At 59.7% G+C, this 16796-nt stretch carries 9 protein-coding genes; 3 read left to right on the top strand and 6 right to left on the bottom strand.

Going from position 1 to position 16796, the window contains the following annotated elements; genetic code table 11:
* A partial coding sequence (locus tag ACLBWT_RS09070; RefSeq protein WP_447662729.1) for an S-layer homology domain-containing protein occupies positions 1–2348 on the top strand: 2348 nt, incomplete at its 5' end.
* 94 nt (positions 2349–2442) lie between these two features.
* Here ACLBWT_RS09070 and gltB read toward each other — a convergent pair.
* The gene (gene gltB, locus ACLBWT_RS09065; protein WP_447662728.1) at positions 2443–7050 is read right to left on the bottom strand and encodes a glutamate synthase large subunit; all 4608 of its coding nucleotides are present in this window, start codon (positions 7048–7050) and stop codon (positions 2443–2445) included.
* Between the two features lie 672 nt (positions 7051–7722).
* Positions 7723–8115, bottom strand: a complete 393-nt coding sequence (kapB, locus tag ACLBWT_RS09060; RefSeq protein ID WP_447662727.1) for a sporulation phosphorelay system protein KapB — start codon at positions 8113–8115, stop codon at positions 7723–7725.
* Between the two features lie 177 nt (positions 8116–8292).
* On the opposite strand from kapB, the gene ACLBWT_RS09055 reads away from it, so the two are divergent.
* Positions 8293–9411, top strand: coding sequence for an MGDG synthase family glycosyltransferase (locus ACLBWT_RS09055; protein WP_447662726.1), 1119 nt, complete (start codon positions 8293–8295; stop codon positions 9409–9411).
* 281 nt (positions 9412–9692) lie between these two features.
* Positions 9693–11111: a malic enzyme-like NAD(P)-binding protein gene (locus ACLBWT_RS09050; protein ID WP_447662725.1), complete on the top strand. Its 1419-nt coding sequence runs from the start codon at positions 9693–9695 to the stop codon at positions 11109–11111.
* A gap of 441 nt (positions 11112–11552) precedes the next feature.
* Here ACLBWT_RS09050 and ACLBWT_RS09045 read toward each other — a convergent pair whose 3' ends face one another.
* From ACLBWT_RS09045 to ACLBWT_RS09030, 4 genes are all read right to left on the bottom strand, one after another.
* A complete protein-coding gene (locus tag ACLBWT_RS09045; protein WP_447662724.1) occupies positions 11553–13238 on the bottom strand; it encodes a C40 family peptidase in 1686 nt (561 codons plus the stop codon).
* A 903-nt stretch (positions 13239–14141) separates the two neighbouring features.
* Positions 14142–15023, bottom strand: a complete 882-nt coding sequence (locus ACLBWT_RS09040; protein WP_447662723.1) for a cation diffusion facilitator family transporter — start codon at positions 15021–15023, stop codon at positions 14142–14144.
* Between the two features lie 368 nt (positions 15024–15391).
* A complete protein-coding gene (locus ACLBWT_RS09035) occupies positions 15392–16096 on the bottom strand; it encodes a carbohydrate-binding family 9-like protein (protein WP_447662722.1) in 705 nt (234 codons plus the stop codon).
* Positions 16087–16569: a hypothetical protein gene (locus ACLBWT_RS09030; RefSeq protein WP_447662721.1), complete on the bottom strand. Its 483-nt coding sequence runs from the start codon at positions 16567–16569 to the stop codon at positions 16087–16089. The genes ACLBWT_RS09035 and ACLBWT_RS09030 overlap by 10 nt, the downstream gene beginning before the upstream one ends.
* Positions 16570–16796: the final 227 nt, after the last annotated feature.

The following is a 16796-nucleotide window of genomic DNA, read 5'->3' as shown; positions in this document are numbered from 1 at the left end:
CGGCATCGGGCTGGGCACCGTTCACGAATGGATCTGTACTGACCAAGGACGGTGTCAACGGGGACTGGTATCTGCATATACAAGCTCAGGACACGGCCGGCAATACGGTAAACTCCGTGTCGAATCGCTTCAGACTGGACCACACGGGACCGTCGATGAACATTACGATGACGACTGCCGGTACGAAGCCCTACCTGGACAACACGTGGACGAATCAGAACGTCACCGTGAGCGCAGTCGTCCCGGATGTTAGCAACGGAGCTTTGATCACGTATTCGCTCGATGGAGGAGCAACATGGAGCGGCTATACCGCCCCTATCGTGTTGGATAATGACGGTGTTTACCCGCTGTTATTCAAGGCTGTCGATTCGGCGGGCAACGAAACGGTTGAACAGCGCACGGTGAAGATCAGCACAAGCGGGTTGAGGCTGACGCCGACGCTGACGAAAGCAGACGGAAGCGTCTATACGAGCGGCGTGTGGACGAACGGGAGCGTCTCCGTGAGCGTCTTCGCGGAAGCAGGCTTAAGCGGAATTTCTGCGCTTACCTATTCTTTGGACGGAGGCTCGGCACAAGCTTATACGAACCGGACTCCGATACCGTTCGCTCACGAAGGAACGCATCCGATCACGTTCAATGTAACCGATACGGCTGGCAATACCTTATCGGCTCTGCTGGCGGTGAACATCGACCTGACGGCTCCTTCCGTCAGCCTCAGCGCGAATGGCAGCGAGACATGGGCGAATGCCGCCTCGACATCCGTGACGGTAACCGACAGCGGCGGCAGCGGCATTGATGTCTCCACTCTGCAATATGTATGGTCAGCGGATACGACGGTTCCGGCATCGGGCTGGACACCGTTCACGAATGGATCTGTACTGACCAAGGACGGTGTCAACGGGGACTGGTATCTGCATATACAAGCTCAGGACACGGCCGGCAATACGGTAAACTCCGTGTCGAATCGCTTCAGACTGGACAACACGCCGCGTCCAGGCACATCCGGCGGCAATACGACCATTCAGCCCATTGCCTCTCCTGTGCCAAATATCACGCTAAATCCGGACGGCGGGATCACGCTTCATGTCGATCCGGCGGAAATCGTGAAGGAAACGTTGCCAGACGGTACGGTTATCGAGAAAGTGATTATCCCGGAAAATGTGTTGAATTCAATTTTGGAAAAGCTGAAAGAAGCCGGCATGCGGATCGTAACGATCGAAATTAATGACACGGAGCAGGCCGTACAGGTGCAGCTCCCGGCTGCTTTGAATGCGGCCATAACCAAGTCTTTTCCCGATGCGATCATTAATGTGAAAGTGAACGGCTCAAGCTTTCAGCTGCGGGTCAGCGTCCTCGATCTGGATAGTCTGGCGAAACGTCTCGGCGTGCAGGTAAAGGACCTGAAAGTGAATGTCATCCTGAAACAAGCAGACGATCAGCTCAAAAAGGAAATCGAACAAATCGGCGCCTCTCAAAGGTTCAAGCTATTCGGCAATGTGATCGATTTCAAAGTGACCGTTGAAGCGAACGGTCAAACGCTGGAAATCCGTGATTTCGGCGGCACCTATATGGCCCGGGCGATTGTGCTGGACGAAGATGCTGCGGATCATAACCTGATAGCCGTTCTTTATGATCCAGCGACAAAAACCGTCTCTTTCGTCCCCTCTCTTCTGGCATCAAGAGCGGACGGCAAACGGGAAGTCGTCATGAACGTGCCGCACAACAGTATATACACCGTTATTGACGTACAAGGAAGGACATTTGCCGACCTGAGCGGGCACTGGTCAAAGGGAGACGTAGAATTGCTGGCGTCGAAGCTGATCGTACAAGGCGTAGCCGACAGCCGTTTCGCCCCTACCGCAAGTGTCACGCGGGCCGAGTTTACCGCTCTACTTGTTCGCGCGCTGGGGTTGTCCACGGATCCAAGCGCAATCAACTCCCGATTCACGGATGTAGCTGCTGATGCATGGTACGCGGCTGCGGTAGAAGCAGCAGTGAAGGCCGGGTTGGCAAGCGGCATCGCTTCGGATCGGTTTGCTCCGAATGACCAGATTACCCGCGAGCAGATGGCGGTCATGATCGCCAGAGCGTCAACGCTCGCAGGCAACCAAGCAGGCGCGGTGGATCAACAAGGGACACCTTCGGGTCAAGCAGATCAAAAGCTTGCCAAGTTCGCGGATTACTCATCGATATCCTACTGGGCGCAGGCAGCAGTTGACCAAATTGCGGGTGCAGGCATTATCGAGGGGATGGACAACGGAAACTTTGCGCCATCGGAATATGCGACCCGGGCACAGGCGGCTGTCATGCTGAAACGGTTCCTGAACTACGTCGGGTTTATCAATTAAGAAAAGGAATCTTTAAGCTTGTTGCAATAAACGCTTCAGTTGATATATTGAACAAGGGGGCTGTCATTAATGACAGCCCCCTTGTTTATTTCGATTAGTTGCCGCCTACACGCGCAAGCTCGCGCATATTGGCTTCAAAAGCTGCCAGAAGAGCATGCTCGCCCTCCAGGCCGCCTTCCTCTTCCGCTATGCGGATCTGCTCCAGCATGCGCTTGTAATCCTTCGGAATGACGCGGACGAAGCTGTTCAGAGACTGCTCCCAGTCCGCGAGCAGGCGCTCGCCTACGGCGCTGCCGGTGTACGAGACATGGGCTTCGATCAGGGAGCGGAGCTCCGCGATGTCTTCCTCGGCCTCGACTCTCTCCAGCAGGACCATCTCCAGGTTCACTTGCTTGTAGAAGGTGCGCTGCTCATCGAGCACATACGCCACGCCGCCTGACATGCCGGCCGCGAAGTTCCGTCCCGTGCCCCCCAGCACGACGACGCGTCCGCCTGTCATGTATTCGCATCCGTGGTCGCCTGTACCCTCGACAACGACCTTCACGCCGCTGTTCCTTACCGCGAAGCGCTCTCCGGCGATGCCGCGGATGTAAGCCTCGCCGCCGGTAGCGCCGTAGAAGGCGGTGTTGCCGATGATGACGTTATCCTCCGCCTTGAAGGTCGCCTTCGGCGATGGAGCGACGATGATCTTGCCGCCCGAGAGGCCTTTGCCGACGTAGTCGTTGGAATCCCCTTCGAGCGTAAGCGTAATGCCCTTCGGCACGAACGCGCCGAAGCTCTGGCCGGCAGAGCCGGTGAAGCGAAGGCTGATCGTGTCTTCCGGCAGCCCCTTGGCTCCGTAGCGGCGGGTGACCTCGCTGCCCAGTATCGTGCCGATGACGCGGTTCGTGTTGCCGACCTGGAACGAGGCTTGCACCCGCTCGCCGCGCTCAAGCGCCGGCGCCGCAGCCGGCAGCAGGCTCTGCATGTCGAGCGTCTCTTCGAGCCCGTGGTTCTGCTGCTGCACGTTGTGGCGGGATGCGCCATGAGGCACTTCCGGGATATGCAGGAGCGGCGTCAGATCGATGCCGCGCAGCTTGTAATGATGGATCAGTTCCTTGGACTCCAGCAGATCCACGCGGCCGACCATTTCATTGACCGTGCGGAAGCCGAGCTCCGCCATGTACTCGCGCATTTCCTGGGCGACGAACGTCATGTAGTTCACGACATGGGACGGATCGCCCATGAACTTGCTGCGCAGCTCCGGATTCTGCGTCGCGACGCCGACCGGGCATGTATCCAGCTGGCAGACGCGCATCATGACGCAGCCGAGCACGACGAGCGGAGCGGTCGAGAAGCCGAACTCCTCGGCGCCCAGCAGAGCGGCGATCGCGAGGTCGCGGCCGTTCATGATCTTGCCGTCGGTCTCCACGACGACGCGGTCGCGCAGGTTGTTGAGCATGAGCGTCTGATGCGTCTCGGCAAGTCCGAGCTCCCATGGCAGGCCCGCGTGGCGCATGGAGTTCATCGGAGAAGCTCCCGTGCCTCCGTCATAACCGCTGACGAGAATGACGTCCGCGCGGCCCTTGGCGACGCCGGCCGCGATCGTGCCGACGCCGACCTCGGATACGAGCTTGACGTTGATGCGGGCGCGCGGGTTGGCGTTCTTGAGATCATGGATCAGCTCCGCAAGATCCTCGATGGAGTAGATGTCATGATGCGGCGGCGGCGAGATGAGGCCGACGCCTGGAGTGGAGCCGCGAACCTCGGCGACCCAAGGATAGACCTTGCGTCCCGGAAGCTGTCCGCCCTCGCCCGGCTTGGCGCCCTGCGCCATCTTGATCTGGATCTCGTCGGCGTTGACCAGGTAGTTGCTCGTGACGCCGAAGCGGCCCGAAGCGACCTGCTTGATGGCGCTCCGCCGGGAATCGCCGTTGGCATCCGGAATGAAGCGTGCCGGATCCTCGCCGCCCTCGCCCGTATTGGACTTGCCGCCGATGCGGTTCATCGCGATGGCCAGGCTCTCATGCGCTTCCTTGCTGATGGAGCCGAAGGACATCGCGCCGGATTTGAAGCGGCTCATGATCTTCTCCACGGAATCGACTTCCTCGAGCGGCACCGGGGTACGGTCCTTCTTGAAGTCGAGCAGCGAGCGCAGCGTCAGGAACTTGCGGTCCTCGCCCTGCACGAGCTCCGAGAACTTCTTGTACAGCTTGTAGTCGTTCGAGCGGGAAGCCATCTGCAGCGTATGGATCGTCTGCGGGCTGAACAGATGGTCCTCCCCGTCCTTGCGCCACTGGTACTCGCCGCCGGAGTCGAGCTCCTTCTCGGCGCCTTCCTGCTCGGCGTAGGCGCGGTTGTGGTGCTTCAGCGTCTCCTCGGCGATGATGTCCAGGCCGATGCCGCCGATGCGCGACGGCGTCCAGGTGAAGTACTTGTCGACGAGGTCTTCCTTCAGGCCGACCGCCTCGAAGATCTGGGCTCCGCGGTAGGATTGGATCGTGGAAATGCCCATCTTGGACAAAATCTTCAGAACGCCCTTGGTGGCGGCCTTGATGAAGTTCTTCACGGCCTTCTCATGCGTGACGCCGCGCAGCATGCCCTGGCGGATCATGTCGTCGAGCGTCTCGAACGCCAGGTACGGATTGATCGCGCTCACGCCGTAGCCGAGCAGCAGCGCGAAGTGGTGCACCTCGCGCGGCTCGCCGGATTCCAGCAGGAGGCTGACGCGGGTCCGCGTTTCGTTGCGGATGAGATGGTGATGCAGGCAAGACACCGCGAGCAGCGCCGGAATCGGGCAATTGTCGCGATCCGAGCCGAAGTCGGACAAAATGAGGACGTTGTGGCCCTTGGCGATGACGCGGTCAGCCGCCTCGCACATCGTGTCCAGCGCCTTGCGCAGTCCTTCCTCTCCGCCGTCGGCCGGGAAGAAGATCGGCAGCGTGATGGACTTGAAGCCCGGGCGGCGCACATGGCGCAGCTTGGCGAAGTCCTCGTTGGAGAGGATAGGCGAATCCAGACGGATCTGGCGAGCGCTCTCCGGCTCCGGCTTCAGCAGGTTGCGTTCCGGACCGAGCGAGGTGCCGGTCGCCGTGATGATCTCCTCGCGGATGGCGTCGATCGGCGGATTGGTGACCTGGGCGAACAATTGCTTGAAGTAATTGTAGAGACGCTGCGGACGTTCGGACAGGACGGCCAGCGGTGCGTCGTAGCCCATCGAGCCGATCGGCTCCACGCCGCTCGAAGCCATCGGCTCCAGAACCTTGCGCAGATCCTCGAACGTATAGCCGAACGATTGCTGGCGCTGCTGCACCGTCGCATGCTCGAGCTCCGGCAGCTCCGGGGCATCCGGCAGATCGGCGAGGCTGATGAGATTCTCGTCGAGCCATTCGCGGTACGGGTTCTCCGCAATAATGCCCGCCTTGACCTCTTCGTCGGATATGATCCGGCCTTCCTTGGTGTCGACGAGCAGCATGCGGCCTGGACGAAGGCGGTCCTTGTAAAGGATATTCTCCGGCTCGACGTGCACGGTGCCCGCTTCGGAGCCGAGGATGATGACATCGTCCTTGGTCACATAGTAGCGTGCCGGGCGAAGGCCGTTGCGGTCGAGGATCGCTCCGATCTGCGTGCCGTCCGTGAACCCCATCGCGGCAGGGCCGTCCCACGGCTCCATCAGGCAGCTGTGGTATTCGTAGAACGCTTTTTTGTCGTCGCTCATGTCCTCGTGGTTGGACCAAGGCTCCGGCACCATCATCATCGCCGCATGCGGCAGGGATCTGCCGGCCAGGTACAGGAACTCCAGCGTATTGTCGAACATCGCCGTATCGGAGCCGTCCGGATTGATGATCGGCTTGATCTTGTCCAGATCCTCTCCGAACAGCTCGGAGGCGAACAGCGACTGGCGGGCATGCATCCAGTTGACGTTGCCGCGCAGCGTGTTGATCTCGCCGTTGTGGATCAGGTAGCGGTACGGGTGGGCGCGCTCCCAGCTCGGGAACGTGTTCGTGCTGAAGCGGGAATGGACGAGCGCAAGCGCCGTCTCCATCGCTTCGTCATTGAGCTCCACATAGAAGGAGCGGACCTGCTCCGTCGTCAGCATGCCTTTGTACACGATCTTCTTGCTGGAGAGGGACGGGAAATAGAACATGTCTCCGCCTTCTTCGCCGGCATAGCGGATCGCCAGCTCGGCGCGCTTGCGGATCACATAGAGCTTGCGCTCGAATGCCAGCTCTTCCGAGAGCTCCGCGCTGCGCGCGATGAACACCTGGCGGACGAAAGGCATCGCCTTGCGGGCCGATTCTCCGAGCTTCCTGTCGTCGGTCGGCACGGTGCGCCAGCCGATCAGCGACTGGCCTTCCTCGGCGATGATGGACTCCAGCTTGTTCTCAAGCCGTTCCCGCACGGACGGGTCCTGCGGCAGGAAGAGCATGCCGACCGCATAAGCGCCTTCAGCCGGGAGCTGGATGCCTTGGGCGGACAGCTCGCGCTTGAAGAAGCCGTGCGGGATCTGCAGCAGGATGCCTGCGCCGTCGCCGGTGTTGGGCTCGCTGCCCTGGCCGCCGCGGTGTTCCATGTTCTCCAGGACGGTAAGCGCCTGGCGTATGATGGTATGGGACGGTACTCCCTTGATGTTCGCCACAAATCCCATGCCGCAAGCGTCTTTTTCGAACTGCGGATCGTAGAGGCCTTGTTTCGGCGGCAATCCAGTCATTTTCCTGTTCATCGGATGCAACCTTTCTGTCGGAGGATAGATATAAGAACGGACAGCAGGCAGAAGATCCTCCGTATACGGTTCGGATGAAGGCGGCCGAAATGTATAAAAATGCATACGAATTCATATTCAAGCTTGGCTGTCCAGTTGTTAACTTGGCAGAAATAATCGGTCACGGCATGGAGCTCAGGAAGCGGAAATACACTCCGGAAACGATAGTTATTCGTTGATTTTATCATCCTGAACGGGGCATATCAATGTAATTCTTTTTATAAACCTGATTATTAATATCGTTCATTATCGCCCGAACGCCTTGTCAGGCAAGGGTTTGGGAGCGCCAGGCGGCCGCTTTTGCACAGTACAGCGTCGATTCTGCATTCATCGTATCACATCGCCGGTCCAGTTGGGTACAACAAGTTTGAGGCAAGCCGTTCCCTCCCAATAACATCACTTGGAATGTTAACTCTGAGTAAACAAAGACATGTATAGACATGCAAATTGTCCGAATCGACGCCCTTTTGCGACAAATGAAAACGCTCTACCCTGACGCAGCCGCGAATGAAGACCATTTTTATTCGCTTTATGCATTTGGATGGAGATGGAAAAAAACCTTCCGCCGCATAAGGCGAAAGGCTTCGCAGAAAAGGAGATTCATTCCCGCTGAAAAATCGGCTGGGCCGCTTCCTAAAGACTGTAGTCCTTCGCCACATCCTGCAGCGTCTCCCGCGCGCGGGCCGACCAGCGCTCCAGACGCTCCAGCTCGCCGAGCGAGAGGCGCACCGCTGCAGCCAGCGAATCCTTGTAATCCGGAATCTCGCTTCCCGGGAACGGCTCCATGTCGCGGTGCAGGACGAGCGCTTTCTCCCGGTGCGACAAGGCGCGGCGCTCATGGAACATCGGCACGTCCGGATCGTAGGGATGATGAAGGTCTCCCTGGTCGGGATGGCGCAGCACGGCCAGCGTCTCGACTACGCAGCGAGGCGATCCGGTCTCGGCCACCCTGCCGGCGTAGGTTCCCGTTTTGTACGTGAATCGGACCAGATCTCCCTCGGAGACCGGCTGGCGTTGTTCGTTCATTTGAAATTATCCTTCCTTATATAGGGTTTCTGGATGGCGTCAAAGGCGGCTTTAGCGGTTCGATCCGTCATGCCAAGAATATCGGAGAATCGGGGCTGGATGCAACTCCCAACTCCAATGCTTGTCTTTCCTACCGCGCTCGTCGTAATATTGGGATAGAGAAAAGTAGGTGAGTGCATGCGCAAGAAAAGGGTGCTGTTGCTCTCAGAGGGGTTCGGATCCGGCCATACGCAAGCGGCTTACGCGCTCGCTGCCGGACTCAGGCAGCTGTCTCCGGATGTCCAGACCCGGGTGCTCGAGCTGGGTAAATTCCTTAATCCGGTCTTGGCCCCGCTGATCATGTCCGCATACCGCAAAACCGTAGGCAAGCAGCCTAAGCTGGTCGGCATGATGTACCGCACCAATTATAAGCGTTCCTTCAACCGGTTCACGCAGCTGGCCATTCACCGGATCTTCTACACGCAGACCGAGCAGGTCATCCAGCAGCTCAAGCCGGAGATCATCGTCTGCACGCATCCGGGTCCCAATGCGGCTGTCGCACGGCTCAAAAGGCTCGGACTCGATGTGCCTTTATATACGCTGATCACCGATTATGACGCCCATGGCACCTGGGCCAGCCCGGAAGTGAACCATTATCTGGTCTCTACGCCCGTCGTCAAGCGCAAGCTCATGGAGCGGGGAATCCCGCCCGCCCGAATCGAGGTCACCGGAATACCGGTCCATCCCCAGTTCTGGCAAGCCCAGAATCAAGCGGAAGCCCAGCGGGAGCTTGGACTCAAGATCATGCCGACCGTCCTGGTCATGGGCGGCGGATGGGGCCTGATGGAAGAAGAAGACGAGATCGTCACGTACATGACGAGATGGCGCGAGGAAGTCCAGCTGATCTTCTGTACGGGTACGAACGGAAAATCCCGCGAAGCCATGCTGGAGGATCCCCGCTTCGTCCATCCCAACATCCGCGTGCTCGGCTTCACGAAGGAGATATCCAAGCTCATGGACGCCTCCGATCTGCTCGTGACCAAGCCGGGAGGCATGACCTGCACCGAAGGCATGAGCAAAGGCATCCCGATGCTCTTCCACAAGCCGATACCCGGCCAGGAGGAAGAGAATCTGGAGTACTTCATCCGCAGCGGCTTCGGGGAGATGCTTCAATCGTCCGGCACGATCGACAAGTGGTTCCGGATGATCCAGCAGCCCTACAGCTCCGGCGAGTACAGGCAGACTCTCATGAGCAAGCGCAACCAGCAGTACGATCCCCTGGAATGCCCGACTGCCGTCTTGCGGCTGATGCATTGACGGCTCCGGCTTTCTGCTGGAACATTAGCTGCACACGCTCCGGCTTTCTGCCGGAACATTAGCTGCACACCGTTCCGGCTTGCTGCCGGAACATTGCTGCACACGCTTCGGCTTTCTGCCGGAACATTGCTACACACGCTCCGGCTTTCTGCCGGAACATTGCTGCACACCGTTCCTGCTTGCTGCCGGAACATTAGCTGCACACGCTCCGGCTTTCTGCCGGAACATGACTACACACGCCTCCCGCTGCGGCGGAGAGGCTCACCTGAGGAGATGAGCGCATGGATAGCAAAGCGTTGGATGGAAAAACAGTCATTGTCAGGCTCGAAATTGAGAGCGGTACCAATTTCAGCTCCGTCGTATCGGCGATCGAAGCCGCAGGCGGCGACGTGATCGCCATCGACGTCATTTCGACGAGCAAGGGCAGCACGACTCGCGACTTGACGGTCAAGGTCAAAGACACCGGAACGACGGAGAGGCTCGGCAAATCGCTCGGCCTGATCAACGGAATCCGCGTGATCAACACCTCCGACCGCACCTTCCTGCTCCATCTTGGCGGCAAAATCACCATCCAGCCGAAGACGCCGATCCAAAACCGCGACGACCTGTCGAGGGTGTACACGCCGGAAGTCGCCCGCGTCTGCACGGCTATCCACGAGGATCCTTCCAAAGCGTTCTCTCTGACGATCAAGCGCAACACGGTCGCCGTCGTCTCCGACGGAAGCGCCGTGCTCGGCCTCGGCAACATCGGTCCCGAAGCGGCCATGCCGGTCATGGAGGGCAAGGCGATGCTGTTCAAGCAATTCGCCGACGTCGACGCCTTCCCGATCTGCCTGGACACGCAGGATACGGAAGAAATCATCGCCGCGGTCAAAGCCATCGCGCCAGGCTTCGGCGGCATCAACCTGGAGGACATATCCGCTCCTCGCTGCTTCGAGATCGAAGAGCGGCTGCGCGAAGAGTTGAACATTCCGGTCTTCCACGATGACCAGCACGGCACTGCTGTCGTCCTGTACGCAGGGCTGCTCAATGCCCTGCGCCTGACGGGCAAACGGATCGAGGACGCCAAGATCGTCGTCTGCGGCATCGGCGCGGCAGGAACGGCATGCACCAAGATGCTGCTGGCCGGCGGAGCCCGCAACGTGCTCGGCGTCGACCGCGAAGGCATTCTGACTGCGGACAAGGAGTACGCCCATCCGATGTGGAACTGGTACGCCGGCAACACCAATCCGGATCGCGTCAGCGGCGGACTGTCCGAAGCGATTGCCGGAGCGGATGTGTTCATCGGCCTGTCGGCCGGCGGCATCCTCAAGCGCCATATGGTCCAGACGATGAACGAGCAGCCGATCGTGTTCGCGATGGCCAATCCGGAGCCGGAGATTCGTCCGGAGGAAGCGGAGGACATCGTCGCCGTCTTCGCGACGGGCCGCTCCGACTACCCGAACCAGATCAACAACGTCCTGTGCTTCCCTGGCATCTTCCGCGGCGCTCTCGATTGCCGTGCATATACGATCAACGAAGAGATGAAGCTTGCCGCAGCCGAAGCGATCGCCTCCACGGTAGGCGAAGACGAGCTGAGCCGCAGCTACATCATCCCGAGCGTGTTCAACGCCAAGGTCGTCGAGGAAGTCCGCCGCCGCGTCGTCCAGGCGGCACGCGCCAGCGGCGTTGCCCGCCGGAATCCGAAGGACGCTCTGTAAGTCATACCAAATCCCTGCTAGGCCGGACGGAAGGTTGTCCAGCCCAGCGGGGCTTCGTCGGTTCAGTGGAGATAGCCGATTAGGCGGAATTAGACGATTTTTTCGGCTTATTCTGCCCGGGGGCTCCGATTGAGCGGAATTAGACGATTTTTTCGCCTATCTTCGCTCGGGGGCTCCCGATTGGGCGGAATTAGACGATTTTTTCGGCTTATTCTACCCGGGGGCTCCCGATTGGGCGGAATTAGACGATTTTTTCGGCTTATTCTGCCCGGGGGCTCCCGATTGAGCGGAATTAGACGATTTTTTCGGCTTATTCTGCCCGGGGGCCCCGATTGGGCGGAATTAGACGATTTTTTCGCCTATCTCTGCTCGGGGGCTCCCGATTGGGCAGATAAAAACAAGCAGGGCGCCACCCCATGGGATGGCGCCCTGCTTGTTCGTTTAGACAGCGCTGCCGCCGAAGAGGAAGCGGAACTGCCAGTTGGAAGAAGGAGATACCGTCGTGACTTGCACGCCCCCGGATTCCTTGGAGTAAGTCTGCAGGATCTTGTTGTCCCCGAGATAGATGCCTACATGGGTAATGATGGACGAATCCAAAGGACCGGAGCTGCTCACCTTGGTCCCGGACGACACGAAGAACATGAGATCCCCTCTCTTGAGGGAGTTCCAGTCCGTCGTATAGGCGCCTCGATCCAACACATATTGCCCTTGTCCCCTGGAATCGACCGGCAGCTGCAGGCTGAGCGCGTCCAGGAAAGTTTGCCGGACAAAGTCCGAACAGTCGAACGTTGACGTATCGCTGCGGCTGGAGCCGTACTCGTAAGGCGTTCCCAGGTACTTGAGCCCGGCATTGATGGCAGCCTCTATTTGCTCGGAGGCCTGCGGGCTCAAGTTTGTCCCGGTCGATGGTGGGGAAGGCTGCGGCGTCGGTGCAGGCGTCGGTGTCGGGACCGATGGCTGCGTGCTTGGAGCGGCGGCGCCGGGGAGCGTTCCCGTAACGGAAATATATTTGGAATCAGAGCTGACGTAGCCCGTGACACCGGCCGCATCCTTGACCATGTACCAGTAGCCGTTCGGCACCGCTGTCACCTGGAGCGACTCCCCGCTCTTCAGGTTGCGGATTTGGTCGTAGGACGACGACGGTCCCTTGCGAAGCGTCACGGCGGCAACAGCAACGGCGTTTGGAGCGAATGCCGCGCTGCTCGTTACGGCTGCGGCTGCGGTGCTGACGCTGCCTGCTCCGGCGGCGCTGCTGACGCTGCCCGCTCCTGCGGCGCTGCTGACGCTGCCCGCTCCTGCGGCGCTGCTGACGCTGCCCGCTCCGGCAGCGGTGCTGACGCTGCCCGCTCCTGCGGCGGTGCTGACGCTGCCCGCTCCGGCGGCGGTGCTGCCGCTGGCCGTTCCGGCTGCGGCGCTGCCGCTGCCTGCTCCGGCTGCGGTGCTGCCGCTGCCCGCTCCGGCGGCGGTGCTGACGCTGCCTGCTCCGGCGGCGGTGCTGCCGCTGCTGCCCGTTCCGGCGGCGGTGCTGCCGCTGCCCGTTCCGGCTGCGGTGCTGCCGCTTTTAACGCCAGGCAACGTTCCTGTTACGGTTATGTATTTGGCATCCGAACTTACGTAGCCCGTTTTGCCGCTGGCATCCACGATCTGATACCAGTACGAGCTGGGAATCGATTTGACCTCAATCAGCTCGTCCTTTTTCAAATACCTGACCAAGGTGCTCGCCGTGGATGGGCCGACGCGCAGCGCTACCGACGAAGCGGCTGTCGCGTTGCTCGCGAATTTGCTGCTTGCAGCAGCGGCGGCCGGCTTGCCGGCGGAAGCGTCGGTTGCAGCTTCGGCAGCCGCTGCGTCCAACATCGTAATGTAGGAGCTGGAAGCGGACACATAACCGACCGTGCCGGACTTGTCCTGCACCTTGAGCCAGTAGTTGTCCACTCGCTGCAGGACGGATATCTGCTCCCCCTTCGAAAGAGTGCGGAGAACCTTGCCTGCTGTAGCCGGTTCGGCGCGCAGGTTCACGTTGCCCTGCGTCTGGGCTTTCTGCGTCGCCGCCAGCGCGGCGGGCGGAGCGGCAAGGCCCAGCGTCAAGCTTGCGGCCAGAACGGCGGCTGCCAATGATTTGTTCATGCGTCGATCACGACCCCCTTCATCTGTCAAATGTCGATTGTCTAATCAGGACCCGGCCTCGCCAACCATCCAAGCGGATAGCAACAGCAGGCCGACTAGCATGCCAGCTTCAGTACAGCAAAAATAGACAAACCTGTATCTGATCTATCGGCAAATGAAGGGAGGAACTTTAGCTGCCTCTGCCATCTATTGTAGAATCTTGTCCGCAAAAGGAACATCGTACCTTGTTCCCAAAAATAGCCTGATCAGTCCCCGCACACGGCGGATAAGACCCATTTCGGTCCAGATCTCGGTATGCTCGTCCTCTCGCGATTAAGCTCCATTTCGGTCCTTGTTTCCGGCATGTCCACCCTCTCTACCCCATTAAGCTCCATTTCGGTCCTTGTTACCGGCATGTCCACCCTCTCCACGCCCATTAAGCTCCATTTCGGTCCTTGTTTCCGGCATGTCCACCCTTTCCACGCCCATTAAGCTCCATTTCGGTCCTTGTTTCCGGCATGTCCACCCTCTCCACGCCCATTAAGCTCCATTTCAGGCCTTGTTTCCGGCTAGTCCACCCTCTCCACACCCATTAAGCTCCATTTCAGGCCTTATTTCCGGCATGTCCACCCTCTCCACGCCCATTAAGCTCCATTTCGGTCCTTGTTTCCGACATGTCCACCCTCTCCACGCCCATTAAGCTCCATTTCAGGCCTTATTTCCGGCATGTCCACCTCTCCACGGCCAATAAGCTCCCTTCCCATCCCTATTTCCGGCATGAGAACCTACAGGAACAGCTTGCTGCGCCGAAGACGGGCACCATCTGGCAGAAAGCCCGCCACACACACTCCCCAAACAAAAATAGACCCCCGAGGAACTCGCTCCTCAGGGGTCTTTCCTTGCCATATCGAGAGCGGAAGCCGTTCACGCCGGCTCGTAAGGCTCGACATGCACATGAACGCTCATGATATTGTGCTTGCGCTCCATCCGGGTCTCGATCTCGTCGCTGATCCGATGGCTTTCCACCAGCGTAAGCCGGGAATCCACCAGCACGATGACATCGACCAGGACGTGGCTGCCATGCACGCGAGCCTTGAGATCCTTGATCGACTTCACGCCGTCCACCTTCTCGATCGAGGACCGGAGCGTCAGCAGCTCGCTGTCGTCGAAACCGTCCGTAAGGGCATGCGTCGAGCTGTAAAAGATCTCCCATGCCGTCTTGCAGATGATGACGCCGACGGCGATCGCCGCCAGCGGGTCGAGCCAAGCCCAGCCCAGCGCCGCACCCCCGATGCCGACGGCGGCGCCGATGCTGACGAGGGCATCGGACAGATTGTCCTTCGCCGCCGCATTCAAGGCGCTGCTGTTGATCTGCCGGGACAGCCTGCGGTTGTAGATGTAGACGCCGTACATGATGACGGCGGACGCGACGGCTACTGCCGCCGACAAGGCATTAGGCGGCTCTGCTGCGCTTCGGAACAAGGACTTGACCGAATTGATCAGCACCTGCAGGCCGACCGTCGCCATGATGAAGGAAGCGATCAGCGAGGCGATCGTCTCCGCCCGGAAGTGGCCGTAGGGGTGGTCCTTGTCCGGCGGCTTCTGCGAGATTCGCAGGCCGATCAGCACGGCGAAGGAAGCCACGATATCGGTCAAGTTGTTGTAGCCGTCCGCGGAGAGCGCCTTCGACGCGAAGTAGTATCCGGCGATGATCTTGGCGGCGGACAGAACGAGATACGCGGCAATGCTGACCCAAGCGCCCCTTTCTCCCTTGCGGATATCGGCATACTGCTGTTCGGTAGACACGAATGGTTTTGCCCCTCTCCTCGCGATACGCCCATGATACGCGCTCCGGCTCCTGTGGGCCTAGAGAAACATTGTTGTTCAAGGCCTTTCTTTTGTCGAAACAAACCGCTGCCCATGCCGTATCCAACGCTGATAGCATACCCTGAATTTTCCTTTTTCAATCGCATTAGCATCGCATTCGCATCGCATTCGCATCGCATTCGCATCGCATTCGCATCGCCTCCGCATCGCCTTCGCATCGCCTTCGCATCGCCTCCGCATCGCCTGCGCATCGCCTCTGCATCGCCAGATCGGCAAAAAGACCGCCTGGCCCACCAGGCCAAGCGGTCGTAAGCCAACCATAGATGAATCGGCTGGATGCGAGGGCGTCACTCTGCAAGGACAAACAGTCCGAACCGTTCCGGCACATGGAACCACGGCTTGCCGGTCGGGCTCCAAGCCTGCAGCTCGGGCTCTCTTCCAGGCGCATGGTCGATCCGGTAGGCATTGACTCTCCACTTCAAGCCTTTGCGGAGCGGGGAGCGGAATTCGGCAGCCGGCAAAAACAGCTCATACGCCCTGTTCCCCTCTGCGGGCGTCTCCACCTTCACGGCGAGGCCGTCCGCATTCCAGCCGGTGTCGGCCTGAATCCCTTGCGGCTTGCCGCTGCCGTCATTGGAGATCCGGGCGTCGAAGACGATTCCCCGCGGGCTGACCTCCAGCTCCATGTATTCTCTGCCATCGCCTTCTTCGTCGATGAACAGCTCCACGACGTCCTGCTCGTATAGAGGCTCGTCCCGCCGGGTGAAATCGGAAAGGATAAAGGAATCCTCGCAAGCAAAGCGCACGAGCAGCCCCTGATCGTTCCAGCAAGCCCGCATCGATGTCTTTTCCAGGACAGTCCCTCCCGTCACCGTGTCGCGGAGCCCGACAGCCGGAACTCCGGACCAGTCGGCCTGCGGCATTGCGTTGCGGAGCGGATCGTCCATGGACGCTTCTCCTCCATCATAAGGGAATCCGAACTCCCGGTACGGACATTCGTATGCGGGCAAGGAAACCTGATCCATTCTGTCGGCCGCTTCGCCTACGCCCATGCGCCCAGCTCCTTCCCGCAGGAAGCGCAGCGGCGGGCGTCGAGCGTGTTCTCGGTCTTGCAGCTGCCGCACAGCACCCGGACCTCGCCCTCCAGCTGAAGAGAATCACCGGCGGCCACCTGGGGGAAGCCATGCCCGCAGCCGGTACAGACGCCGGCCCCGAGCTCCACCTCGCGTCCGCAGGACGGGCAGGCTTTGACCGTCTTCAGCATGCGGATCTTCTCCTGCAGTCCGGCGATGTCATGCTCCATCGTCACGATGCCTTGGCACAAGCTGAACGCTGCCTCATGCGAGGAGGCGATATCCTCTCTGCGGTAAGCTTCGTAGACCGCGTCTCCGATCGCTTTCTTCTGCTTGCCGATGTCCCGCTGCTTCAGGACGATCAGCGATTTCAGCCTGGCGATCTCCATCGTCTGCTGCGCCGCCTTGGCCGCTTCCGCGGCTCCCTGCTTCATTTTATCGAATAACGACATCTTCATCTCTCCCCGCTGCAAGCTTCGGAAGCCCGCCGCAATTTCTTCTTCAAGGCTACACCAAGCCCGCTTGTCCGTTCAACCATCCGTCCCTCTTCCCCGCTCCCCTGGCTTGCAATATCTGGGCGGAACCATGACAAATGTCACCCTCTGTCATTACGCCTGTGACTGCTAAGCCCATTGCCGCAGCGGGTATAATGGAATCTCCAAGACTGTTCCACTTCAGC

The organism is Paenibacillus sp. D51F (assembly GCF_053345695.1).
This window is presented reverse-complemented; position numbering and strand designations above follow the sequence as displayed.

What these genes read in the sequence shown, in the direction of transcription:
- gltB (WP_447662728.1), bottom strand. Translation starts at nt 7,050, where the DNA reads ATGAACAGGAAAATGACTGGATTGCCGCCGAAACAAGGCCTCTACGAT.
- kapB (WP_447662727.1), bottom strand. Translation starts at nt 8,115, where the DNA reads ATGAACGAACAACGCCAGCCGGTCTCCGAGGGAGATCTGGTCCGATTC.
- ACLBWT_RS09055 (WP_447662726.1), top strand. Translation starts at nt 8,293, where the DNA reads ATGCGCAAGAAAAGGGTGCTGTTGCTCTCAGAGGGGTTCGGATCCGGC.
- ACLBWT_RS09050 (WP_447662725.1), top strand. Translation starts at nt 9,693, where the DNA reads ATGGATAGCAAAGCGTTGGATGGAAAAACAGTCATTGTCAGGCTCGAA.
- ACLBWT_RS09045 (WP_447662724.1), bottom strand. Translation starts at nt 13,238, where the DNA reads ATGAACAAATCATTGGCAGCCGCCGTTCTGGCCGCAAGCTTGACGCTG.
- ACLBWT_RS09035 (WP_447662722.1), bottom strand. Translation starts at nt 16,096, where the DNA reads ATGGGCGTAGGCGAAGCGGCCGACAGAATGGATCAGGTTTCCTTGCCC.
- ACLBWT_RS09030 (WP_447662721.1), bottom strand. Translation starts at nt 16,569, where the DNA reads ATGTCGTTATTCGATAAAATGAAGCAGGGAGCCGCGGAAGCGGCCAAG.